Below are 22,601 nucleotides of genomic sequence, written 5' to 3' on the forward strand. Positions count from 1 at the left end.
CCCGGCCGCCGGCGCACTCGGAGCACATGGTCCGGCAGGAGGCGACAGTGGAACCGTCGGTCGACCGCATCCGCAATCCGTGGGGGAGCCGCGTGCCGCACCGGCGGCACGGGCGGTGGCCGGCCCGGGTGGACACCTTTCTGGCCGAGGGTGTGGAGCCCTCCATGGTGCAGCAGTGGGTGCAGGCCGCCTCGATCCTCCACTCGGACGGCGACGCGATGGACATCGCCGTCCTGGACGGTCGCATGGTGGGCGTACGGGGACGGGCCACCGACCGGGTCAACCGCGGCAGGCTCGGCCCGAAGGACCTTTTCGGATGGCAGGCGAACGCCTCCCCCGACCGCCTGCCCCGGCCGCTGGTCCGTGAGAACGGACAGCTGGTGGAAAGCGACTGGGAGACCGCGATGAGCCGGGTCGTGGCCCGCTCGCACGAGCTGCTGGACGAAAGGGGCCCGGGGTCGCTGGGCTTCTACACCTCTGGCCAGCTGTTCCTGGAGGAGTACTACACCCTGGCGGTACTGGCCCGGGCGGGCATCGGCACCAACCATCTCGACGGGAACACACGGTTGTGCACCTCGACTGCCGCGGAGGCCCTCAAGGAGTCGTTCGGGAGTGACGGGCAGCCCGGCAGCTACGACGACATCGACCACGCGGATGTGATCGCGCTGTTCGGCCACAACCTTGCCGAGACCCAGCCCGTGCAGTGGATGCGGATCCTCGACCGCCTGGCCGGTGCCGAACCCCCGCGCCTTATCTGCGTGGACCCGCGCCCCACCCAGGTGGCCCGGAAGTCCGCCGTACACCTCGCCCCACGCGTCGGCACCAACCTCGCCCTGCTCAACGCGCTGCTGCACGAGATCATCCGGACCGACCGCGTCGATCACGCCTACGTCCGCTCGAACACCGTGGGATACGACGAACTCGCAGCCGGCGTCAAGGACTGCACCCCGCAGTGGGCAGCGGGCATCTGCGACGTCCCGTCAGCGCTCATCGGCGAGGCGGCCGAGATCCTCGGAACCGCCGACCGCCTGCTCTCCACGGTACTGCAGGGCTTCTACCAGTCCCATCAGGCGACGGCCTCAGCCGTCCAGGTCAACAATCTGCACCTCATCCGGGGCATGCTGGGGCGGCCGGGCGCCGGTGTACTGCAGATGAACGGGCAGCCCACCGCCCAGAACACCCGTGAGTGCGGAGCCGACGGCGACCTGCCCGGCTTCCGCAACTGGCAGAACGACGCACACGTCGCAGACCTCGCCGAGGTGTGGAACGTGGAGCCGAGCAGGATCCCTCACTACGCGCCCCCTACGCACGCCATGCAGATGTTCCGCTATGCCGAGCAGGGCTCGATCCGCATGCTGTGGATCAGTGGCACGAACCCGGCCGTGTCCCTGCCCGAACTCGCACGCGTACGCTCGATCCTCGCCCAGGAGACCCTGTTCGTCGTCGTGCAGGACCTGTTCCTCACCGAGACGGCCCGGTTCGCCGATGTCGTACTGCCTGCTGCGACGTGGGGCGAGAAGACCGGAACGTTCACCAACGCCGACCGCACCGTGCATCTGACCGCCAAGGCCGTGGACCCGCCGGGCGAGGCCAGGCCGGACCTGGACATCTTCCTGGACTACGCGGCACGCATGGACTTCCGGGACAAGGACGGCGGCCCTCTGATCTCCTGGCGGGACCCCGAGTCGGCGTTCGAGGCATGGAAGCGGTGCAGTGCCGGCCGTCCCTGCGACTACACCGGCCTCACCTACGCCAAGCTCCGCGAAGTCGGCGGCATCCAATGGCCGGTCGACGGCACCGCACCGGGGGGCACCGAGCGGCTCTACACCGATGGCATCAACTGGGCCCACCCCGAAACGTGTGAGACCTACGGCAAGGACCTCATCACCGGCGCGGCGGACAGCGAAACGGACTACCGGGCCCACAATCCGGACGGCAAAGCGATGATCAAGGCCGCAGAATACCTGCCCGCCCACGAGACGCCGGATGAGCGGTATCCCTTTCAGCTGACGACGGGCCGCACCCTCTACCACTTCCACACCCGGACGAAGACCGGCCGCGCACCGCAACTGAACAATGCGGCACCGGAGGTCTGGGTCGAGATGAGCCAGACGGACGCAGCAGGGCACCAGCTCCACGAGGGCGACCTGGTCGAGGTCCGCTCACCACGTGGCGCCCTGCGAGGCCGAGTGCGCGTCACCGGCATCCGGCCGGGACTGCTCTTCGTCCCGTTCCATTACGGCTACTGGGACACGCCGTCCGGCTCGGGGCCGGACGCCACCACGCCCGGCAGGGCAGCGAACGAGTCGACCATCACCGACTGGGACCCCGCGTCCAAACAACCTCTGTTCAAAACGGCAGCCGCCTCCCTCACCCTCGTCGAGCGGAGCGGCGGAGAGCGGGCGCCCGCCCCTACCACCACCGCGTCCGCGCCTGCCGGGGCCACGGGCGTCCCTCCCACGGTCGGCGGCACGGACGCCTATGCGTCACAGGAAGCCGAACCCGCAGGGGACGCGGCGGGAGGCGAGCGGTGAACGGGGTTCAACTGGCCTTGCTCGCACTGCACCGTGGTGAACAGCGCCTGTCGGTGGAACTCGCGGACGTGGCCGCCCGGCACCGCGCTGACCATGAGATCCATCATGTCGCCACCGATGTCGCCGCCTGGTCGCACGAGCATGTCCGACGCCTCGCCGAGGCATCCGGTCGGCACGGCCTGGATCTCGACGGCCCGCACGGCGACCCCTGGAACAGCGTGCCCTCGGCCCTTGCGAACGAGCTCTCCGGACAGGAGAGCCGCGGGCCCGAACCCGAACTGCTCCTCCTCCGCGACCTCCGCGACCTGCATCTCGCCGCGGCGTACAACTCGCTGCACTGGGAGATGCTCGCCCAGGTCGCCCAAGCTTCCGGAGCCCCCGACCTGCTCTCCCTGGCATCGTCCTGCCACCCCCGAACCCTGCGTCAGATGCGCTGGACCAACACCATGATCAAGACGCTTTCACCGCAGGTACTCAGCAGTCTGTGATCCGCCTCGACCGGTGGATCCTGGAGTGCGGGCGTACGGCGGGCAACGGATCCCCCGCTTCCGGCCTGCCCACCACTCCACGCCGACCGTTCGGCTCCGGACGCGTCTGCCGGGCACCGGAAGACCAGGGGGCGCACCGCGTGGGCATCGCGGTGTCGGCTGCGGGCAGGAGTGGCTACTCCAGCTCCTGGTGGGTACCCGGGGTGCGGAGGCAACGTCGTCTCGGACTCATCAGGAGTGCGGGCCCTCCGAGTCCAAGGGAGTGGGAATGAGGCTGCGCGACTACGCTCAGGGCACGAGCAGCCGGTGTTCCGCGCAGGTGCTCGGGGGCCGCTACCGCGTGGACGGCCTTCTCGGCTCGGGTGGTGCGGCGGATGTGCACCGCGGTTTCGATCTGCGGCTGAGGCGGCCGATCGCGGTCAAGGTTTTCCGGTCCGGTTCCAGCTGTACCGGACCGGAGGGCTTGGACAACGAAGCACTGATCCTGGCCCGCCTCAACCACCCCGGACTGATCACCGCCTTCGACGCAGGACAGCACGGTGGCCACGCCTTCCTGATCATGCAGCTGGTCGAGGGCACCACGCTGAAGGAGCGCATCGCCAAGGGCCCGCTCTCGCCCGGAGCCACCGCAGCACTGGGGGCGGGCCTCGCTCAGGCGCTGGGTCACGCACACGAAGCGGGAGTCGTTCACCGCGACATCAAACCCTCCAACATCCTCCTCGATGACGCTGATCGTCCCTACCTGGCCGACTTCGGCATCTCCCGGCTTGTGGACACCACCACCCACACCGCCACCGGCACCCTCACCGGCACGGCCGCCTACATGTCGCCTGAGCAAGTCCTCGGCCAGCCTGTCGGCCGGCCCACGGACATCTACGCCCTGGGCCTGGTACTCCTGGAATGCCTGACGGGCAGGCTCGAATACGACGGCGGCCCGCTGGAAGCGGCCATCGCGCGGCTGCACCGTCGCCCTGTCCTCCCTGATGGGCTGCCCGCACGACTGGAGCACCTCCTGCGGAGCATGACCGACCTGGACGAACAGGACCGGCCACACGCCGTCGCCTGCGCCCGCACGCTCAGCGCCGTGGCCGACACAGCCCCCCTTTCCGTCCCGGCGTCGACGCCCACCACGAGCGTCGTGGCCCACCGGCACGTACCGGAGACGGCCGACCGTACCCACGCGAACCCGCCCCTGGGCGGAGCGCACAGCCGTCGGCGACACTCGTCCGGGCGCAGGCGCACGCGCACCGCCGGCACGGTCGTCGCATTCACTGCCGTCGTGGCGACCACGCTCGCCGCCACCAACGCCTCCAGTGGTCCGGATGACGAGCACACCTCAGCCAAGGCCACCGGTGCCCCCAGCCGCACGACGCAGCCGCCGGACCCCACAGGACCGCAGGTGACGCTCACGCCCTCCCGGAACGCAACGCCCTTGCGCCACGGCGCGTCTACCGGAGATCGGCCCCTGACCCCCACTCCCACCCCCGGTGCACCTACCGAGTCCGCCCAGGGTACGAGTGCCGACAACGCGGCAGACAGGTCGGACGCGGCCTCACCCAACAGGCCCAGCTCCACGGCAGGTGACGCAGAGGAACGGGTGGCCGGGACTCCCGCTCGCCCTCCCGGCCAGGCGAAGAAGACACGAGCGGCGGAGCGCAACGGGCGAGACCAGAAGACCACGCCAGGGCTCGGGGGACGCTGAGGAGCGTCAGGTCCTTCACTCCCCGTCGGGTGTGGACGGCAGGGCTCAACGGCGGCGGAGGGCCTGATCCACCCGTCACACGGGCAGCGCGCTTCCCGACGGAGAGTGCAGAGCGGCCAGCAGCCAGTCGTGCGCGGACCCGGGCGTGGGCTCCGGCCGCCCGTCGGCAGGGCTGATCACCTCGGCCGTCAGTTCCCAGTACCGGTCGATGCGCGGGTCCGCGGCGAGGCGGCGGGCGAGCTCCCGGCGGAAGCCCGGGGTGTCCGCGGCGCCGCCGGCCGACGCGTAGGCGTCCACGAACCCGTCCAGCGCCTCCCCCTGGTGCGGCGGGCTGCCTGCGCGCATCCGGTCGGCGGCCAGGGCATACGCCTCGGCCAGGCCCGCGTAGAGAACGGCCGACGCGCGGGCTCCGGCCGCCCGGTGCGCGTGGGGCTGGGTCGGTTCGCTCCCGGTGCACGGACGGTCCACGAGGGCGTACAGCCGGGCAAAGGCCAGGACCTGGGCGGGATCCGGGTCCTCGGGCGGCTGCGGAACCGCGACGTCCAGGAAGGCGGTGACGGCCGGCGCCGGCATCCGGGGTGGCAGCCAGGCGCGCCAGAACCGGGCCAGCGGGGCCGTACTCGGCGGCGCTGTCACCGCACCGACCAGCCGCAGGCGGTCGGCGCGTTCGTCCGGCGGGCACTCCTGCACCAGGCGGAGGGCCGCCTCCCGCCAGCGCAGTGCCCTCAGTTGGGTGCCCAGGGTGCGCAACTGCCCGGCGACCGCGTCCTCCAGGACGCCGCCCGCCCGGCCCGCGGTGTCCTCCTCGTCGAGGATGCGGCGGACCGCCGGGACCGGCAGGTCCATGGCCCGGAGGGATCGGATCAGCCGGAGCCGGTCGAGGGAGCCGGGGCCGTACCGGCGGTGTCCTCCGGCGCTGCGGGACGCCTCGGGCAGCAGGCCGCTGTCCGAGTAGAAGCGGACCGTCTTGACGCTGACACCCGCACGCTCGGCGAGTTCACCGATGCCGCACAGACCGTCGTACGACGCGAACACTTGAACCTCCCTCAGGGGGAGTTCCTACGGTACCCGCGACAAGGGCCGCCGATCGGGGCGGTCCTCGCACCCGTCGCGTCGAGGAGAGCCCATGACCGTGTTCCTTCTGGTGTCCGGACTGTTCACCGGCCCGCACGTGTGGGACGACGCCGTCGCCCGGCTGACCGCAGAGGGCGCCGATGCCCGGGCGGTGGCGCTCTCGGGGCTCGGTGGGGAGCGGGTGCCCAGCGGCGATGCCGTCGATCTGGAGACGCACATCGCGGACGTCCTCGCGGTGATCGACTCGGCCGGGCAGGCGGGCGGCCGGGAGATCGTGCTGGTGGGCCACGACTACGGCATCCATCCGGTGCTGGGCGCGGCCGACCGCCGGCCGGAGCGGGTCGCCCGGATCGTCTACCTCGATTCGGCGATGCCCAGGGACGGTGTCCCCGCCCTGGCCGCCCTGCCCTCCCCACGTCCGGGCGGGCGTCCGGCCGGAGCGACGGGGGCGGACACGGCGCACGGTACGGATCTGCCGCCACCCGCACGCGATGAATGGCACCTCTGGGGCAGCACGGCCGGGCTCCCGGCCGCGGCGCTGGACCGGCTCACCGCACTCGCGTCGCCGCAGCCGTTCGGCACGCTGGTGCAGCCCTTGCGGCTGACCGGAGCGGTGGCGGCGGTGCCCGTCACCGGGGTGCTGTGCACCGGCAGCGGAACGACCCTCGCGATGGTGCAGACGCAGGTGGACTTCGGCGCCCCTGCGATGCGGGCGCTGACCGCCCCCGGGGTGACGTTCTTCGAACTGCCCACCGGGCACTGGCCGATGCTGTCCGCGCCCGCCGCCCTGACGGAGGTGCTGCTCGGCGCGGCAGCCGGCGAGGGACACCGGCTGACAGTCCCCGACGAGGCCCGCCCGGCCCCGCATCTGCGGCCGTTCCCGCTGGACCTGCCGGAGATCGACCGGGACCGGCAGGACGGTCTCGATCTGTACGTTCCGCCCGGCGCGCCCGGCCCTCTCCCCGCGGTGGTGTTCGTCCATGGCGGGCCGGTGCCCCCGGAGGCGCATCCGGGCCCCCGGGACTGGCCCACCCTGACGGGCTACGCGCGGTCGGCGGCGGGGCGGGGCGTCGTCGGCGTGGTGGTCGAGCACCGTCTGCACGCCGTGTCCGACTACGCGCGAGCCGCCGCCGACGTGGCCGCCGCGGTGGAGCGGGTGCGCGCGGACCCCCGGGTGGACGCGGACCGGATCGTCCTGTGGTTCTTCTCGGGTGGCGGCCTGATCAGCGCCGCGTGGCTGGACACCCCGCCTCCCTGGCTGCGGTGCCTGGCGGCCTGCTACCCCGTCATGGCGCCACTGGCGAACTGGGGGTGGACGGACAGTCGCTTCCTGCCCGTGGAGGCGGTCGCCCGCGCGGGATCCCTGCCCGTCGTGCTGGTCCGGGCCGGGCTGGAGACGCCTGCGATCGCCGGGACGGTGGAGGAGTTCGTGGCCGCGGCGGATCGCTCCGGGGCGCGTTTGGAGGTGGTCGACGTGCCCAACGGCCACCACGGCTTCGAGACCGTCGATCCGACCGAGGAGACCCGCGAGGCGGTGCGCCGTGCCCTGCGCACCGTGCTGAACCACCTGACGGGCAGCTCCCGACCCGCCGGTGCGGGACGCGTCGGACTGCGCGACACCCCCGGGAGCTGAGGGCCCTTCGTTTCGGGGAGGCTGACGGCCAAGAGGGGCGGCGCCCCGCGCGAGGAGGGCCCCGGCGGCCCGTGCCGCTGACCGCGCGTCCCCCCGGGTCGGTGTGCGGGCTTCGTACGGACGGGTCACCCGTTGAGGGGATGCCCGTGGCGGCGGCTGGCTTCGCCGTCCTGTTCGTGGTCGGCTTGACCACCCGCCGGACGCGCCGTCGGAGGCGGGGACGAAGCCGAGGGGTACGGATGACGAACCGACAGCACCCAGCGCCGCCCGACGCCGTCGTCGTCGGCGCCGGGCTCGCGGGACTGGCCTGCGCGCTCGACCTCTGCGAGGCGGGCCTGCGCGTCGAACTGCTGGAGGCGTCCGACGGGGTGGGCGGACGCATGCGCACGGACCGCAGGGACGGATTCCTGCTGGACCGGGGCTTCCAGGTCTTCAACACCTCCTATCCGCAGGTGAAGCGGCGTATCGGTCTGCGTGAGCTGCGCCTGCGGCCGTTCACCCCCGGTCTCGTCGCACGGACGTCCTCGGGGCGGGTGCGCCTCACGGACCCCACCCGGCGGCCGGGGGACGCGGCGCACCTGCTGCCCGGCCGCGTGCTCCCCGCCCGGGACCTCGCCGCGCTCGCCGCACTCACCGCCCGGGACGTCCTGCTTCCCGCGCGGCGCCTGGGGCGGATGCCCGACCGTACGGCGTCGGAGGCCCTCGTCCGCGCCGGGCTCTCCCCGCGGGCGATCGAGGACATCATGCGGCCCTTCCTGTCCGGGGTCTTCCTGGAGGAAGGGCTGGAGACCTCGGCACGCTTCTTCCACCTCGTCTGGCGCAGCATGGCGCGCGGCACCCTCTGTCTGCCCGAACGGGGCATCGGAGCGGTGCCCGCCCAGCTCGCGGAGCGGCTGCCCGAGGGAACTCTGCGGCTCGGTTCCGCCGTCGCCGAGGTCACGGACGACGGGGTGCTCCTGGCGGACGGCGTTGAGCGGCCGGCGGCCTCCGTGGTCGTGGCCACGGACGCCGTCACGGCCGCGCGGCTGCTGCCCGGCCTGCCGGTTCCGGACAGCCGCACGGTCACGACGTACTACCACGCGGCGGAGCGGTCACCGCTGACCGAGCCGACGCTGGTCGTCGACAGCGGCCTCGCCGTCCTCAACAGCTGCGTCCTGACCGAGGTCTCCCCGAGCTACGCCCCGCCGGGGACGGCCCTGGTCTCGACCTCCGTGCTGGGCGCCGGTCCTCCCGGGGGCGAGGCGACGGTCCGCGCGCGGCTGGCGGAGCTGTACGACACCGACACGAGCGGCTGGGAGTCGGTGGCCACCTGCACCGTGGAGGGTGCCCTGCCCGCCATGCGCCCGCCCTGGCCGCTGAGCCGTACGACACGGGCCGGGGCCGCCGGCCGTTACGTCTGCGGGGACCACCGGGCCACGGGCTCCGTGCAGGGTGCGCTGGCCTCGGGGAGCCGTGCCGCACGCGAGGTGCTGGCCGACCGCGCGGCGGGATCCACCCGGACGTGAAGGGCGGCGCCGAGTGGACGTGTGCCGGGGGACGGCGGGTGGACGACGCCGTGGTGGTGGGAGGCGGCGCGGCCGGACTCTGTCTGGCTCACTGGCTGACCAGCACCGGGACGACCGGCGTCACGCTGGTCGAGGCACCCGAGGGACCGCTGCGCCCGGCGGAGCGCACCTGGTGCTACTGGGAGGAAGGCCCCGGCGAGTTCGAGGAGGCCGTCGTGGCGTCCTGGCGGCGCCTGCGGGTGCGCGGGGCCGACGGCCGCGTGGTCGAGTCGGAGCCCGCACCGCTGCGGTACCGCATGGTGCGGTCGGAACCCTTCGAGCGGCTGGTCCACGCCCGGCTGGCGGCCGTTCCGGGCGCCCGGATCCTGCGGGCCACCGCCCACGCGGTGCGCGACACGGCGTACGGCGGCGAGGTGCGCTGCACGACGGCCGAGGGCCGGCAGCTCACCCTGCGCGGCCGGTACGTCTTCGACTCCCGTCCCGTCCGTGGCACGCCGCCGCACCGCACTCTGCTGCTCCAGCACTTCCGCGGCTGGTTCGTGCGCACCGCCGCGGCCCGCTTCGACCCCGGCGTGGCGGAGCTGATGGACTTCCGGGTTCCGCAACCGCGCCACGGCCTCGCCTTCGGATACGTCCTGCCGCTCGCACCGGACCGCGCACTGGTGGAGTACACGGAGTTCTCCAGGACCCCGCTGACCACGGCGGCGTACGACTCGGCCCTGCGCCACTACACCACCGAGGTGCTGCGGCTCGGTCCGCTGGCCGTGGACTCCGCCGAGCAGGGCGTGATCCCGATGACCGATGCCCGCTTCGCACGCCGGACCGGGCCCGCCACGTTCCGCATCGGCACCGCGGGGGGCGCCACCCGCCCGGCGACCGGCTACACCTTCGCGGCCGTGCAGCGCCAGAGCCGCGCCATCGCCGCCGCCGTGCGCCGGGGCCGCCCCGAGGTGCCACCGCCGCACGGCCGCCGGGCCCTGGCCATGGACGCGGTCATGCTCCGGGCGCTGGACACCGGGCGCGTGGACGGCCCGCGCTTCTTCACCGAACTGTTCCGCCGCGTGCCCATGGAGCGGCTGCTGCGCTTCCTCGACGGCGGGAGCACACCGTGGGAGGAGCTGGGGATCGGGCTGCGTACGCCTGTGGGACCCATGCTCCGCACCGCGGCCGAACTGCCGTTCCTCGCCCGCCGGTCCGCCGGCCGACCCGGAGAGAACCCTCGATGACCCTGCTGCGGGACCATGACCTGGCGCACGCCTTCGATCACGCGTCGCACGCCTACGACCGGCTCACCGCCTTGAATCCCGGCTATCACACCGGCCTGCGCCGGTCGGCGCTGCGCCTGCGGCTGCCGCGCGGCGGGCGGGGCCTGCGGGTGCTCGACCTCGGCTGCGGTACGGGGGCGTCGACGCGGGCGCTGGCGCGGGCCCTGCCGTACGCCCGGATCACGGCCGTCGACGCCTCCGGTGGCATGCTGGAGCGGGCCCGGGCCAAGCGATGGCCGCCCGGTGTCCGTTTCCTGCACCGGTCCGCCGAGGAACTCGCGGCCGAGGGCGAAGGACCGTACGACGCCGTCTTCGCCGCCTATCTCTTCCGCAACGTCAGCGACCCGGACTCGGTCCTCGGATCGGTGCGCGGTCTCCTGCGGCCGGGGGGCCGGCTGCTGGTCCACGAGTACAGCCTGAGCGGCTCCCCCGTGCACCGGGCGGTGTGGAGCTCCGTGTGCCGGGGCGTCATCGTCCCGGCGGGCTCCCTGACGGGTGACCGGGGGCTGTACCTCCACCTGTGGCGCAGCGTCCTGGCGTTCGACACCGCTCCCGAGTTCGCGGGGCGGCTCTCCCGGGCCGGGTTCCCGTTCGTGCGCACCGTGCCCGTCGCCGGCTGGCAGACCGGGATCGTCCACACCTTCCTCGCCCGGACGGAGGCCTGATGAGCAGCAGCGGGCGCTGCGGTGCTGGCCGCCACGGACGCGACCGGCGGGCCCAGGTCCTCCTGCCGGCGCCGGGACGCGCGCGCCTGACCGGTGACGTTCCCTCCACGGCGGTCGTGGGCGGGGGCATCGCCGGTCTGGCGGCGGCGACCGCGCTCGCCGAGCGGGGCGTGCGCGTGACCCTGTACGAACGGGAGGAGGGTCTCGGGGGCCGCCTGGCCGGGTGGCCGGTCCGTCTGGCCGACGGGTCCCGGGCGACCATGAGCCGTGGATTCCACGCCTTCTTCCGTCAGTACTACAACCTGCGGGGGCTGTTGCGCCGTACGGACCCCGGCCTCACCTCGCTCGTTCCGCTGCCGGACTATCCGTTGCGGCACCGCGACGGCCTGGCGGACAGCTTCGCGCAGGTGCCGAGGACCCCGCCGTGGAGTGCGCTCGGATTCGTCGCGCTGAGCCCGGCGTTCGGGTGGCGGGACCTCGCCGCGATGGAGCCACGGGCCGCGCTTCCGCTGCTGGACGTACGCGTGCCGGAGGTGTACGAGCGGTTCGACGGCATCAGCGCGGAGGACTTCCTGGACCGGATCAACTTCCCGCGGGCGGCGCGGCATCTGGCCTTCGAGGTGTTCTCGCGCAGCTTCTTCGCCGATCCGCGCGAGCTGTCCGCGGCCGAACTGATGGTGATGTTCCACATCTACTTCCTGGGGTCGTCGGAGGGCCTCCTCTTCGACGTGCCGCGCGAACCGTTCCCGCAGGCGCTCTGGGAACCGCTCGCCGGCTATCTGCGGGGACTCGGTGCCGAGGTGCGCACCGGCACGCCGGTGCACCGCGTCCGGACGCTGCCGGAAGGGGACCTGGTCGTGGAGTGCGAGGGGACGGCCGACCGGCACCAAGCCGTGGTGCTCGCCCTCGACACACCAGGGCTGCGCCATGTCGTTGGCGCCTCACCGCAGTTGGGGGACGCGGCCTGGCGCGAGGACATCGCGGCACTGCGGACCGCTCCCCCGTTCCTCGTCTCCAGGCTGTGGCTCGACCGGCCGGTGCGCGAGGACCGCGCGGGGTTCCTGGGCACGAGCGGGTACGAGGGTCTCGACAACGTCAGCGTGCTCGACCGCTGGGAGGGCGAAGCGGCCCGCTGGGCCGCGAGGACGGGGGGCAGTGTCGTCGAACTCCACGCGTACGCCGTGGACGAGGGCGCCGAGCGCAAGGAGGTCCAGCGGCGGATCGTCGGCCAGTTGCACGAGGTCTATCCCGAGACCTCCGACGCCCGGGTCGTCGACGCCGTCCACGAGTGGCGTGCGGACTGCCCCGTCTTCTCCGCGGGCGGTTACCGGCGCCGCCCGGCCGTGCGTACCCCTCACCGGCGCGTCGTCCTGGCGGGCGACCACGTCCGCACCGGCCTGCCCGTCGCGCTGATGGAACGCGCGGCGACGTCCGGCTTCCTTGCCGCCAATCAGCTGCTCACCGGCTGGGGTGTCCGGGGGCAGGTGCTCTGGACCGTCCCCCGCTCCGGCCGCTCCAGGCTCCTGAGCGCCCTCGCGACGCGGGCCGCACGGCCCTGAGGCTGCTGTCGGGCCTCAGGGCCGTGCGGGCGGCCTCACCCAGGGAAGCGTCCTGTGCTGCGGAGGGACCAGCGGCGTTCGGCGTAGGCCAGGTCGTCACGCCAGAGCCGGCCCGCCGTCCGGCGCATCAGAGGCCGCAGGACGGGCGCGACGGCTCGGGCCAGGGCGAAGCCACGCCGGTCCGAGGCGGCGACGACCGCCTCGACGACGGCCGTCCGGGGGTGTGTGGTGCCCGGGGCGGTGAGGGGCGTGGCGTGGGTCTCCACGACGGAGCCGACGCCCTCACCGTCCGTGATGTGCATGACGACCGTACGGGGCTCGGGCACGGTGAACACCGCCCGCACGGGCACCACCAGGCGGCCCGCGACCTTGAACGAGACGTCGACGGCGAACGCGTCCTCGCCGCCGTCCTCCGGGGTGCCGGCCACCTTCAGCCCCACGAACGCGTAGGGGTGGAACCAGGATCCGTGCCAGGGGTCCAGCCGGTTCGCGACCACGTCCTCGGGTTCGCACCGGCCCACCGCGGTGTACACCGCGTCGACCGCGCCACCGGGCGCCGGCCGCGCGGGCACGACGGGACGCCCGAGCGGAGGCTCGCCCCCCACCGCGTCGAGCCGTACCCACACCAGCACGCCGTCGTCGTGCACCGGATACGGCTCCCACCCGGCGAACGGCCCGCCCTCCAGCGCCAGTCCGTGCCAGTGGCACAGGAGCGTCCCGCAGACCACCCGGCTGTCGCGCAGCGGGGCGCCCAGGTGGGGGCACTCCCCCGGCCCCGCCCGCAGCGTGCCATCCTCGGCCCGCCACAGGACGATCTCCACGCCTGCGACCGTACGGCCGCAGGGCCGGTCCCGAGCGTCGATCCCCCGGGAGGCCCCGACGACGTACCAGTTGCCCGAGGGCCGTGCTCCCGCCCGCTTCAGCGCCTCGGCGATCACGGCGGGCCTGGCCTCACGCCAGGTCGCCGCCTGCCGGTCCCAGCGGGGTGCGCGGCGCACCCGCAGCGGCGGGGTCCATCTGCTCCGCGGCTCCTTCATCGCCGGGCACCTTCCGTCCCGCTGACCGGGTGTGAGACCGGAGGGCCGGGGTGCCGACGCGGGCGCATCCGGGCGGCCAGGATGCGCGCGATTCCGCCCGCGGCGACGGTCGCCCGCCGCCCGCGCGGCACGACGGCACGCCGGTGCAGCACGGCGTAGCCGTCGCCCGCGATCGCGTCGAGAATGCCCTGGTAGAGCGTGAACGCCGTGCGGATGCAGGGGCGCACCCGCGGTTCCAGCAGGGCGATTCCGGGTTCCGCCTCCCGGTACACGGCGCGGGTCATCTCCTCGGCCTCGACGAGTGCGGCGCGGATGCGGGGGTCGTGCCGTCCGCTGCGGCGGCTCCACTCCAGCAGGGGGCGCTCCACCCCGTGGGCCGCCAGCAGGTCGGCGGGCAGGTAGACGCGTCCCCGGTCCAGGTCCTCGCCCACGTCGCGGAGGAAGTTCGTCAGCTGGAAGGCCACTCCCAGTGCGGCCGCGTGCGGTGCGGCCTCCTCACGGTCCACGACCGTGCCGAGCACCGGCAGCATCTGGAGACCGATCACCGCGGCCGAACCGTGCATGTACGCGCGCAGATCCGCGTACGTCGGATAGTCGGTGACGCTCAGGTCGCTGCGCATGGACGCGAGGAAGTCGGCGAACAGCCCGTGGTCGATGGCATGGCGCTGGGCGGTGTCCGCGACGGCCCGCACCACGGGTTCGTCACCGCCTCCGGTGCGCAGCCCGTGCGCGAGGTCGCTCTCCAGCAGGCGCAGCAGACGGTCGCGCTCCGCGGGCGGCTGCCTTCGGTCCAGGTCGTCCACGATGTCGTCGGCCCACCGGGCGAAGCCGTACAGCGCGTGGACCGCGCAGCGGCGTTCCAGCGGCAGGAGGCGGGTCGCCAGGAAGTACGTCCGCCCGTGCAGGGCGTTGAGCCGGCGGCAGCGGGTGTAGGCGGCGCGCAGCGAGGGGCAGGTGATCCCGGCGGCGTCCAGTTCACGGCGGTTCATCGGTTCTGCCCTTCCATGACGGGGCGGCGCGGCGCACCCGTGACGCGCCGGGAGCCCGCGATGCGGGCAGCGGCGAGCTTGCCGCTCACGAGCACGGTCGGCACACCGACCCCGGGGGTCGTCCCGCACCCGGCGAGGACGACGTTGTCGAGGCCGCGTACGAGGTTGCGCGGCCGGAACGGCCCTGTCTGGGCAAAGGTGTGCGAGAGGGAGAAGGGGGTGCCGGCCGCGTGTCCCTGCGCCGTCCAGTCCACGGGCGTGACCAGGAGTTCGCTGTCGATGGACTCCTCGAAGCCGTGCAGCCCTCTGTTCTCCAGTTCGGCGAGGAGGCTGTCACGGTAGCGGGGGCCGAGGTCGCGCCAGGTGGTCGCCGCCGGGCCGGTCGTGGTGTTGGGGCACGGTGCGAGGACGTAGTGCAGGTGCTTCCCCTCCGGTGCGAGCGACGGGTCGTGCGTCGTGGGCCTGGTGATGAGGAGCGAGGGGTCGCTCATCACCTGTCCGGTGCGGGTGAGTTCGTCGAAGGTGCGTTCCCAGGCGCCGCCGAAGGAGATCGTGTGGTGCGCCAGTTCCGGCCAGGTCCGGTCCGTCCCGGCGTGCAGGATCACGGCCGACGGCGAGTGCCGCAGGCGTACGGGGCGCCGTGGTGCCCGGCCCAGGAGCCGGTGCACGACGGGCAGGTCCGGGGTGAGGACGACCGCGTCGCAGGGGATCCGCTCGCCGGACGCCAGCCTGACGGCCCGTACCCTCCCGGCGGACTGCTCCAGACCGCTGACCTCCGCCGACCACCGGAACCGGCCTCCCGCGCCGGCCGCCGCGTCCGCCATCGCCCTGGGCAGGGCGTGCATGCCGCCCTTGGGGAACCACACGCCCGCGACCGTGTCCATGTAGGCGATGACGGCGTAGGCGGCCAGGGCGCGGGCGGGCGTCACTCCGGCGTACAGCGCCTGGAAGGAGAAGACCCGGCGCAGCCGCGGATCCGAGAGGAAGCGGGCGATCTGCGAATCGAGGCGTCCGAAGCCGCCGAGGGCCGCCAGCCGGGCCAGGTCCGGGTGCAGGAGCTGGAAGGGGGAGTCGAAGTTGGTGTCGATGAACCGGCGCATCTGCGCCCGGTAGAGCCGCTCCAGCCAGTTCCGCAGCCTGCGGTACCCCTCGGCCTCCGCGGGCCCCGCGAAGCGTCTGACCTCGGCCTCCATGGCATCGCCCTCGGTGTGGACGTCCACGTGGCTGCCGTCCGCGAAGCGTGCCCGGTAGGCGGGGTGGAGCGGTACCAGCTCCACCCGCCGGTGGAGGCTGTCCCCCACGGCGGCGAAGGCATCGTCGGCGAGGTGAGGCATGGTCAGCACGGTGGGCCCGGTGTCCACCCGGTAGCCGCCCATGTCCAGCCGCCCGGCCCGGCCGCCGGGGGCGGCGTCCCGTTCGACGACGGTCACGCTGCGGCCGGCGCCGAGCAGGTGGAGGGCCGCGGCGAGACCGGACAGACCGGCGCCGACCACCACCACGTGGTCCGTGGGTCCGGACACGGTTCTCATACGTCCTCCCGTTCCGCGCGGTCGCGGTACCCGTGACCGCGTCCACCGGTATTCCAGACGCGACCGCTACACGGATGCCGCATCCCTGCCGGGCGCACGGCGCGGTGGGGGCGGAGTTCACCCGTTCGGCGGGTAAGAAGGCGCGGAGGGTGGCCGGGACCGCCGGTCCGCCGGCCGGCTCAGCCGTGGTCCGACACCCAGGTCGTACGGTCCTCCTTGGGGTGGACGCGCACCTGGGGGCACGCCTCCGCGAGCGCCTCCTCCAGCAGCCGTACGTCGTTCGGCGGCGGGTTGAAGGCGGCCCGGGTGCGGTACGCCTTCCGGCCGAAGCGCAGGTCCAGGACGTCGTTCCCGCTGCTGTCCGCGGACCGGTGCCCGACGGTGAGGGGCCTCAGCTCCGTCAAGGTGTCCAGGGGCAGGGTGACCTTCGCACCGGAGCGCCTGCGCAGCACCAGCAGCGTGGGGATGCCGGGCCTGATGTCGACGGCCACGACGGACCGTCGGTCGCGGAGCCACCCGGGGACGAGCAGGCTCCCCCAGAAGAGCGCGAAGACGCTCCCGAGGAGCAGCCCGGCCACCGGCTCGGGCACGGCGACCCCGACGACGAAGGCGACGTGCAGCAAGGTCAGGAGGACGCCGGTCGCCCGGTCGCCGCGCTCCGGACCGCTGCCGCGGTACATCTCCCAGTGGTAGCCGCCCGTTCTCGCGTCCTCGGTCACGGCTTCAGGATGGTGGTTCCGCACCGGACGGGGAAGGGTGCGTACGCGACTCCCCCAGGCGTCACTGCCGGGGCACACCTCCGCGGACGGGGTGCTTGCTCATGATGGACACCCGGTTGAAGGCGTTGATGGTGACGGCCACCCAGATCACCGCGGAGATCTCCGCGTCGGACAGGGTGCGGCGCGCCAGGGCGTAGGCGTCCTCCTGAAGGGGGGCGTCGGCGGGGCTCGTCGTCGCCTCGGCGAGGGCGAGGGCCGCCCGCTCCTGGTCCGTGAACAGCTCGGTGTCACGCCATGCGGCGAGTACCCCCAGGCGCCGGGTCGTCTCCCCCTCGCGCAAGGCGGCCCTGGTGTGCACGTCCAGGCAGTACGCGCAGCCGTTGATCTGCGACACCCGGAGGTTGACGAGTTCCACCAGGGTGCGGTCAAGGCCCGCCTCCGCGGCGACCGTGCGCGCGGCCTCGGCGGTCGCCGCCAGCGCCCGATAGGCCTGGGGGCTCTGCTTGTCGATGTAGACCCTCTTGTCCCCGTGGACCGCGTCCGTACCGTTCACCCTGAGTTCTCCTCACCGGGGCGTGCCGCCCCGAGTCCACCCGTGCGCCTGGACGGCGGACGGCTTATCATCAAGCATGATTGTTGAACATGAAATCACTCTTTGCGAGCCGGGGTGCTCACGATGAGCGGTGCCGAGGTGCTTTCGGCGCGAGAGGTGCCCCTCGGCGGGCCGAGAGCCATGACGGTGCGGCGCACCCTGCCGCAGCGGGCGCGTACGTTCATCGGGGCCTGGTGCTTCATCGACCACTACGGTCCCGACGATGTGGCCACGACGGGCGGGATGGACGTGGCTCCCCATCCGCACACGGGACTCCAGACGGTCAGCTGGCTCTTCAGCGGGGAGATCGAGCACCGCGACAGCCTGGGCAGTCACGCCTTCGTGCGCCCCGGTGAGCTGAACCTCATGACAGGGGGCCACGGGATCAGCCACACGGAGGTCTCCACCCCTCACACCACGATCCTGCACGGCGTCCAGCTGTGGGTGGCACTCCCCGAGGAGCACCGGAACACCGGCCGCGACTTCCGGCACCACGTGCCGGGCCCCGTCCACCGGGACGGAGCGGTCCTCAGGGTCTTCCTGGGCTCACTGGCCGGCGAGACCTCGCCCGTCCCCACCTTCACGCCGCTGCTCGGAGCGGAGATCGTCCTCGGGCCGCGCGCGAGCACGACGCTCGGGACGGACATCACCTTCGAGCACGGCCTCCTGATCGACCAGGGAGAGGTCCGCATGGGCGGAACCCTCCTGCGCCCCGCCGAGCTGGGCTACCTCGCCCCCGGGCACGCCACGGTGACGCTGACCAACGAGACGGACTCCCCCGCCCGAGCCGTGCTCGTGGGCGGAACCCCGTTCGAGGAACAGATCGTCATGTGGTGGAATTTCGTGGGCCGCAGCCACGAGGACATCGTCCGGGCCCGCCAGGACTGGGAGGCCGCGTCCGAGCGGTTCGGCCATGTCGACGGCTACCCCGGCGAACGGATCCCCGCCCCTTCCCTCCCGAACGCCACCATCGCACCGCGTGGCAATCCGACGCACCCGAAAGGCACCCGATGACTCCGCCCGCCCCCGCCCCGACCGTCGAGAACGTGGACGCGAGGCACCGCTACGAGATCCGCGTCGGTGACGTGAGAGCCGGGCTCACCGCCTACCGGGACCGTGACGAGCAGCGCGTCTTCTTCCACACCGAGATCGACGACGCCTTCGCCGGCCAGGGCCTCGCCTCCGTACTCGTGCAGGAAGCCCTGGACCATGTGCGGGCGTCCGGGAAGCGGATCGTGCCCGTCTGCCCCTACGTGGCCAAGTTCCTGAAGAAGCACGAGGAGTTCGCCGACATCACGGACCCGGTCACGCCGGAGCTCCTCGAGTGGCTCGAAGCCGCACTGGCGCGCTGAACCTCCCGCCACGGCCCGGTCCGCGCCCACGGGCTGACCGGGCCGTGGCGGACGGCCCTCAGGCGGGCCTCAGCTCGAACCAGTCGAAGGCGGGAGCACCCTGGGTCGCGTACATCCCGATGACCCGCCCCGTGAAACCGCCCGCGACCTCGGTGGTGAGGTAGCGGCCGTCGAGCTCGGCGAGGACCTCGAAACGCCCGTCCTCGGTCTCGTGACCGAGGCGGAGCATGTCGGGTCCACCGATGCGGAGACCGGAGCGCAGCTCGGCCTCGGGGTCCTCCGGGCGCTTCGTGAGGGTGGGCGGCAGCACGCCGGTGGTGGTGATGTCGATCCGAAGCGTCGAGGGGCCCGGCGGCAGCGTGCGCTCGGCCACGGTCTGGCACAGCGGGCCGATCCTGGCCACCACGCGCACCGTCCCGTCGACCGCCTCCACCTGGTAGTGGTGCGCCTCGTCCAGACGTACCGCGATCCCGCCCCGATCACCCCCGGCCGCCTCGACGCGTGCCCGCGCGCTGCAGTCGGCATCGCGCTGGCGCCGGCCTACGAAGACCGCGCCGGGCCGGTCCAGACCGGCCGCACGGGCGTGCAGCACCAGGTGTCCCGGCCGCTCACCGAGGCGTACGTCACCGGGGTCGCGGCGTCGCGTGGAGACCCAGCAGGGGGCCAGGGAGGGCGCGTCGAAGTCGTCGCGGTACGGCTCGTCCGGCCAGGGGTGCGCGGGGAGGGCCGGTGCCTGCGCCCGGAGTTCCAGCGGTCCGGGGAGCGGCCACTCGTCCTCCCAGCGGACCGGCACCAGGAACGTCTCCCTGCCCATGCCGTGGAACCCCGGGGTGTCACCGCGAGGCCTCGTGCCCAGCAGCACCATCCACCAGGTGCCGTCCTGCGCCTCCACCAGATCGCCGTGACCGGTGTTCTGCACCGGGTGCTTCGTACTGCGGTGCGAGAGCACGGGGTTGTCCGGGTGCGGCTCGAAGGGACCCGGAAGGGTGCGGGCACGGGCCACCGACATGGCGTGGCCGCTCTCCGTGCCGCCCTCCGAGAGCAGCAGGTACCACCAGTCGCCGATCCGGTACAGGTGCGGGCCCTCCGGGTACTTCAGCCCGGTGCCCGACCACATCGCGACCGGCTCGCTCAGGAGCTCACCGGTGTCCGGCTCGATACGCACCGCGCGGATGCCGTCGTTCGAGTACACGCACCAGCAGTTCCCCTCGTCGTCCCAGGCCAGGTCGGGGTCGATCCCGGGGATTCCGACGGGCACGGGCTCCGACCAGGGGCCGGCCGGGTCCTTCGCGGTCACCAGGAAGGTGTCCGCCCCGGCGACCACGGTCGTGATCATCCAGAACCGTCCGTCGTGGAACCGCAGCGTGGGCGCGTACACCCCGCACGAGGAGGGGGCCGTGTCGGGCAGTTCGAGCTGCGAGGGCCGGTCCAGGGCGTGCCCGATCAGCCGCCAGTGCACGAGGTCGCGGCTGTGCCAGAGCGGCACGCCGGGGACGTACTCGAAGCTGGACGTCGCCACGTAGTAGTCGTCGCCCACGCGGCAGATGCTCGGATCCGGACTGAATCCGGGTATCACGGGATTGTCGAAGAACGCCATGTCCGTCCTCAGGTGGGTCGAGGTCACGCGTCCGGACGGGCGCCCACTCCGGACGGGCCGTCAGGCGTACGCGGGCCCCCACGGCCAGTTCATTGAAGCGCTTCGAAGATCGCACCCGCTCCCTGGGCTGTCAACAGGCGTGCGAGAAGTAAAGCGGCGCGTGTGACGCGGGCTGTGGGTGCTCACGTCTCTGTCGAAGCGCTTCGATCTCTTCGTCGCTCCTGCCGAGCCCACCGGCCCCCTCCCGCGGCACGTACCTACCGTGTTCACCTCTCCTCGGCGGGCGCGACCGTGCGCGTACACGCTCGCGGAGGGGTGCCCCCTTCGGGCGGTGCTCCCCCCGTGCCGGAGTGCGGATCGGGCCGGTCGGCTCCAAGGTCGGATGGAGGACGCAGAGCCTGCCCGGGCGGCGGCCTGCCTGGCGTACCCCTGGGAGGCGGTGCCGTGAGCCCGTACCGCACGACGACCGGACTGACGACGCACGCGCCGCAGAGTGAGAGCGACCTGCTGCCCACGTGGACGCGGTTCGCGCCGTTCGCGCTGGTGGCGCTGGCGCTCGCCGTCGATCTGCCCACGCCGGGGCCCTTCAGCGGGGACGTGTTCCTGATCCTCAGCTCCATGCTCGCGGCCTGCGTCTACTCCCAGCGGGCGGTGGTCGGCGTGGCCCTCCTCAACAGCGTGGCCGGGCTGCTCCTCCTCTTCTGGAGCCATCTGTCGTCCGGACCCGGTCACGCGGTGATCGACTACGCCGCCATGCTGGTGCTGGCCTGGGCGTCCGTGCCCCTGTGCCGTCTGAGGCAGACCCTGCGACAGAGGTTGCAGGGGGCCAGGCGGGTGGCGGAGAGCGCCCAGCGCGCCGTGCTCCCGCCCGTGCGGGCCTGGTGGGGGAACACCTGGATCGCCGTACGGTACGAAGCCGCCTCGGCCGCCGCCGCGGTCGGAGGCGATCTCTACGCGGCGGAGCACACACCGTTCGGGGTGCGGCTGCTGATCGGTGACGTGCGGGGGAAGGGGCTGAACTCCCTGCCCGGTGTCGCCGCGCTGGTGGGCAGCTTCCGCGAGGCCGCCCACCACACCCCGACGCTGCCGGAGCTGGCCCGCCACCTCGACGCGGCGGTGGCGCGGCATGTCCGGGAGATAGCCGTGGTGAGCGGTGAGGAACCCTCCCAGAGCGAGCAGTTCACCACGGCGGCGATCGCACAGATCCCGGCCGACGGGAGGGAGGTGCGCCTCATCAACCGCGGCCACTGCCCTGCCTTCCTGGTGAGCGAGGAATCCCTCCAGGTCTGGGAACCCGAGGACCCCGGGCTGCCGCTGGGTCTCGGCGAGCTCGACACCGGTCCGTGGGCGGACGAGGCCCGCCCCTTCGGCCCGGGGCATCTGCTCCTGCTGTGCACGGACGGCCTTCTCGAGGCCCGTGACGTCGAAGGACGCTTCTACACGCCGGACGAGGATCTGTGCCAGGTGTGGCGGCACGGTCCTCCGGCGGTGGTGGAGAGGCTCGCCCGGGCGGCGCACGTCCACACGGACGGGGTCCTGACCGACGACCTGGCCCTGGTCGCCGTCACCCGTGTGGAGCAGGATCAGGTCAGCGAAGCGTCGCGTAGACGATGAGGTTGTCCACGGGGTGGCCGTCCGCGTCGAACGCGCCGTCACAGGTGACCAGCCGGAGCACGTGCTCGCCGGTCGCCCCGTAGACCTTTTCGGTGGGGAACGTCTTCTTGCTGACGGTCTCCGTGCCGGTGACCGTGAAGTGCGACTCCTCGCCCGTACCGTCGGCCACCACGATGTCGGCGCCCTCGGCGATCGAGTGGAGGTCGTGGAAGACGGCCTTGCCGAAACGGGTGTCGTTGTGACCGATGAGCACGGCCGCGCCCTGTTCCCCCGGAACGGCTCCGCCCGCGTACCACCCCGCCGTCATGCCCTTCTCGGCCGGCGGGACCTCGACGGTGCCGTCCTCGTTGAGTCCGAGCCGCATCAGCGCACTGTCTATCCCGAGTGACGGGACCGTCAGCCGGGCCGGAGCCGGCGCCTTGGGGGTCCCGGCCGCCCGGGGCGTGTGCGAGGCGGCACCGGCGGAGGGCGCCGGGGCGTCGGCCGCGCCGCAGCCCGCCAGGGGGGCCAGCAGCAGTCCGGCCGCCGTGAGGGCCACGGCCGCCCGCCGGAACGGGTTCGGGGTGAGGGACATGAGTACTCCGGTGCGGTGATGAGTGAGAGCGGGAGGAGGGGGAACGGGGGTGGGGGGGGGGGCCCCCCCCGCGGGGGGGGGGGCCCCCCCCCCGCCGGGGCCCCCCCCGCCCCCCCCCCCCCCCCCCCCAACGCCCCCCCCCCCCCGCCCCCCCCCCCCCCCCCCCCGGGCCC

19 protein-coding genes are annotated in these 22,601 nt (G+C 73.2%); 11 read left to right on the plus strand and 8 right to left on the minus strand.

Annotated elements, in window-relative coordinates:
* Positions 1–47 precede the first annotated feature (47 nt).
* From ACFY8O_RS13340 to ACFY8O_RS13350, 3 genes are all read left to right on the plus strand, one after another.
* Positions 48–2,534, plus strand: a complete 2,487-nt coding sequence (locus ACFY8O_RS13340; protein WP_387901460.1) for a molybdopterin oxidoreductase family protein — start codon at positions 48–50, stop codon at positions 2,532–2,534.
* Complete coding sequence (locus ACFY8O_RS13345) at positions 2,531–3,022, plus strand: hypothetical protein (protein ID WP_387901464.1); 492 nt, start codon at positions 2,531–2,533, stop codon at positions 3,020–3,022. The genes ACFY8O_RS13340 and ACFY8O_RS13345 overlap by 4 nt, the downstream gene beginning before the upstream one ends.
* Before the next feature lie 268 nt (positions 3,023–3,290).
* Positions 3,291–4,724 carry a serine/threonine-protein kinase gene (locus ACFY8O_RS13350; RefSeq protein WP_387901467.1) on the plus strand — a complete coding sequence of 478 codons (1,434 nt, stop codon included), beginning with the start codon at positions 3,291–3,293 and terminating at the stop codon, positions 4,722–4,724.
* Positions 4,725–4,799: 75 nt separating this feature from the next.
* Here ACFY8O_RS13350 and ACFY8O_RS13355 read toward each other — a convergent pair whose 3' ends face one another.
* Positions 4,800–5,759, minus strand: a complete 960-nt coding sequence (locus tag ACFY8O_RS13355) for a MerR family transcriptional regulator (protein WP_145805157.1) — start codon at positions 5,757–5,759, stop codon at positions 4,800–4,802.
* A 91-nt stretch (positions 5,760–5,850) separates the two neighbouring features.
* Here ACFY8O_RS13355 and ACFY8O_RS13360 point away from each other — a divergent pair, with 91 nt between their 5' ends.
* The 5 genes from ACFY8O_RS13360 (at position 5,851) to ACFY8O_RS13380 (ending at position 12,425) form a co-directional block, all read left to right on the plus strand.
* Complete coding sequence (locus ACFY8O_RS13360) at positions 5,851–7,431, plus strand: alpha/beta hydrolase (RefSeq protein WP_387901469.1); 1,581 nt, start codon at positions 5,851–5,853, stop codon at positions 7,429–7,431.
* Positions 7,432–7,670: 239 nt separating this feature from the next.
* The gene (locus ACFY8O_RS13365; RefSeq protein ID WP_387901472.1) at positions 7,671–8,936 is read left to right on the plus strand and encodes an NAD(P)/FAD-dependent oxidoreductase; all 1,266 of its coding nucleotides are present in this window, start codon (positions 7,671–7,673) and stop codon (positions 8,934–8,936) included.
* Between the two features lie 38 nt (positions 8,937–8,974).
* A complete protein-coding gene (locus ACFY8O_RS13370) occupies positions 8,975–10,162 on the plus strand; it encodes a lycopene cyclase family protein (protein WP_387901475.1) in 1,188 nt (395 codons plus the stop codon).
* Positions 10,159–10,866: a class I SAM-dependent methyltransferase gene (locus ACFY8O_RS13375; RefSeq protein WP_387901477.1), complete on the plus strand. Its 708-nt coding sequence runs from the start codon at positions 10,159–10,161 to the stop codon at positions 10,864–10,866. The genes ACFY8O_RS13370 and ACFY8O_RS13375 overlap by 4 nt, the downstream gene beginning before the upstream one ends.
* A complete protein-coding gene (locus ACFY8O_RS13380; RefSeq protein WP_387901480.1) occupies positions 10,866–12,425 on the plus strand; it encodes an FAD-dependent oxidoreductase in 1,560 nt (519 codons plus the stop codon). Before ACFY8O_RS13375 ends, ACFY8O_RS13380 begins: the two co-directional genes overlap by 1 nt.
* A gap of 35 nt (positions 12,426–12,460) precedes the next feature.
* On the opposite strand, the gene ACFY8O_RS13385 is transcribed toward ACFY8O_RS13380, so the two are convergent.
* The 5 genes from ACFY8O_RS13385 to ACFY8O_RS13405 form a co-directional block, all read right to left on the minus strand.
* Positions 12,461–13,462, minus strand: a complete 1,002-nt coding sequence (locus tag ACFY8O_RS13385; RefSeq protein WP_387901482.1) for a DUF5914 domain-containing protein — start codon at positions 13,460–13,462, stop codon at positions 12,461–12,463.
* Complete coding sequence (locus ACFY8O_RS13390; protein ID WP_387901485.1) at positions 13,459–14,451, minus strand: phytoene/squalene synthase family protein; 993 nt, start codon at positions 14,449–14,451, stop codon at positions 13,459–13,461. The genes ACFY8O_RS13385 and ACFY8O_RS13390 overlap by 4 nt, the downstream gene beginning before the upstream one ends.
* Entirely contained in the window at positions 14,448–15,980 is a 1,533-nt protein-coding gene (crtI, locus tag ACFY8O_RS13395) for a phytoene desaturase family protein (RefSeq protein WP_387901486.1), read from the minus strand. The genes ACFY8O_RS13390 and crtI overlap by 4 nt, the downstream gene beginning before the upstream one ends.
* A gap of 179 nt (positions 15,981–16,159) precedes the next feature.
* Complete coding sequence (locus tag ACFY8O_RS13400; protein WP_387901488.1) at positions 16,160–16,699, minus strand: hypothetical protein; 540 nt, start codon at positions 16,697–16,699, stop codon at positions 16,160–16,162.
* Between the two features lie 61 nt (positions 16,700–16,760).
* Positions 16,761–17,252 (minus strand): carboxymuconolactone decarboxylase family protein, encoded by a 492-nt coding sequence (locus ACFY8O_RS13405; protein ID WP_387901490.1) that lies wholly within the window; start codon positions 17,250–17,252, stop codon positions 16,761–16,763.
* A 123-nt stretch (positions 17,253–17,375) separates the two neighbouring features.
* Here ACFY8O_RS13405 and ACFY8O_RS13410 point away from each other — a divergent pair, with 123 nt between their 5' ends.
* A complete protein-coding gene (locus ACFY8O_RS13410; RefSeq protein ID WP_387901492.1) occupies positions 17,376–18,305 on the plus strand; it encodes a pirin family protein in 930 nt (309 codons plus the stop codon).
* Positions 18,302–18,643 carry a GNAT family N-acetyltransferase gene (locus tag ACFY8O_RS13415; protein WP_387901494.1) on the plus strand — a complete coding sequence of 114 codons (342 nt, stop codon included), beginning with the start codon at positions 18,302–18,304 and terminating at the stop codon, positions 18,641–18,643. Before ACFY8O_RS13410 ends, ACFY8O_RS13415 begins: the two co-directional genes overlap by 4 nt.
* 58 nt (positions 18,644–18,701) lie before the next feature.
* Here ACFY8O_RS13415 and ACFY8O_RS13420 read toward each other — a convergent pair whose 3' ends face one another.
* Entirely contained in the window at positions 18,702–20,240 is a 1,539-nt protein-coding gene (locus tag ACFY8O_RS13420) for a glycoside hydrolase family 43 protein (protein ID WP_387901496.1), read from the minus strand.
* 444 nt (positions 20,241–20,684) lie between these two features.
* Here ACFY8O_RS13420 and ACFY8O_RS13425 point away from each other — a divergent pair, with 444 nt between their 5' ends.
* Positions 20,685–21,854: a PP2C family protein-serine/threonine phosphatase gene (locus ACFY8O_RS13425; RefSeq protein WP_387901498.1), complete on the plus strand. Its 1,170-nt coding sequence runs from the start codon at positions 20,685–20,687 to the stop codon at positions 21,852–21,854.
* Here ACFY8O_RS13425 and ACFY8O_RS13430 read toward each other — a convergent pair.
* Positions 21,829–22,428 carry a class F sortase gene (locus ACFY8O_RS13430; RefSeq protein ID WP_145805185.1) on the minus strand — a complete coding sequence of 200 codons (600 nt, stop codon included), beginning with the start codon at positions 22,426–22,428 and terminating at the stop codon, positions 21,829–21,831. The genes ACFY8O_RS13425 and ACFY8O_RS13430 overlap by 26 nt on opposite strands.
* Between the last annotated feature and the right edge of the window lie 173 nt (positions 22,429–22,601).

Source organism: Streptomyces argenteolus (genome assembly GCF_042902585.1).
Taxonomy (GTDB): Bacteria; Actinomycetota; Actinomycetes; order Streptomycetales; family Streptomycetaceae; genus Streptomyces; species Streptomyces argenteolus.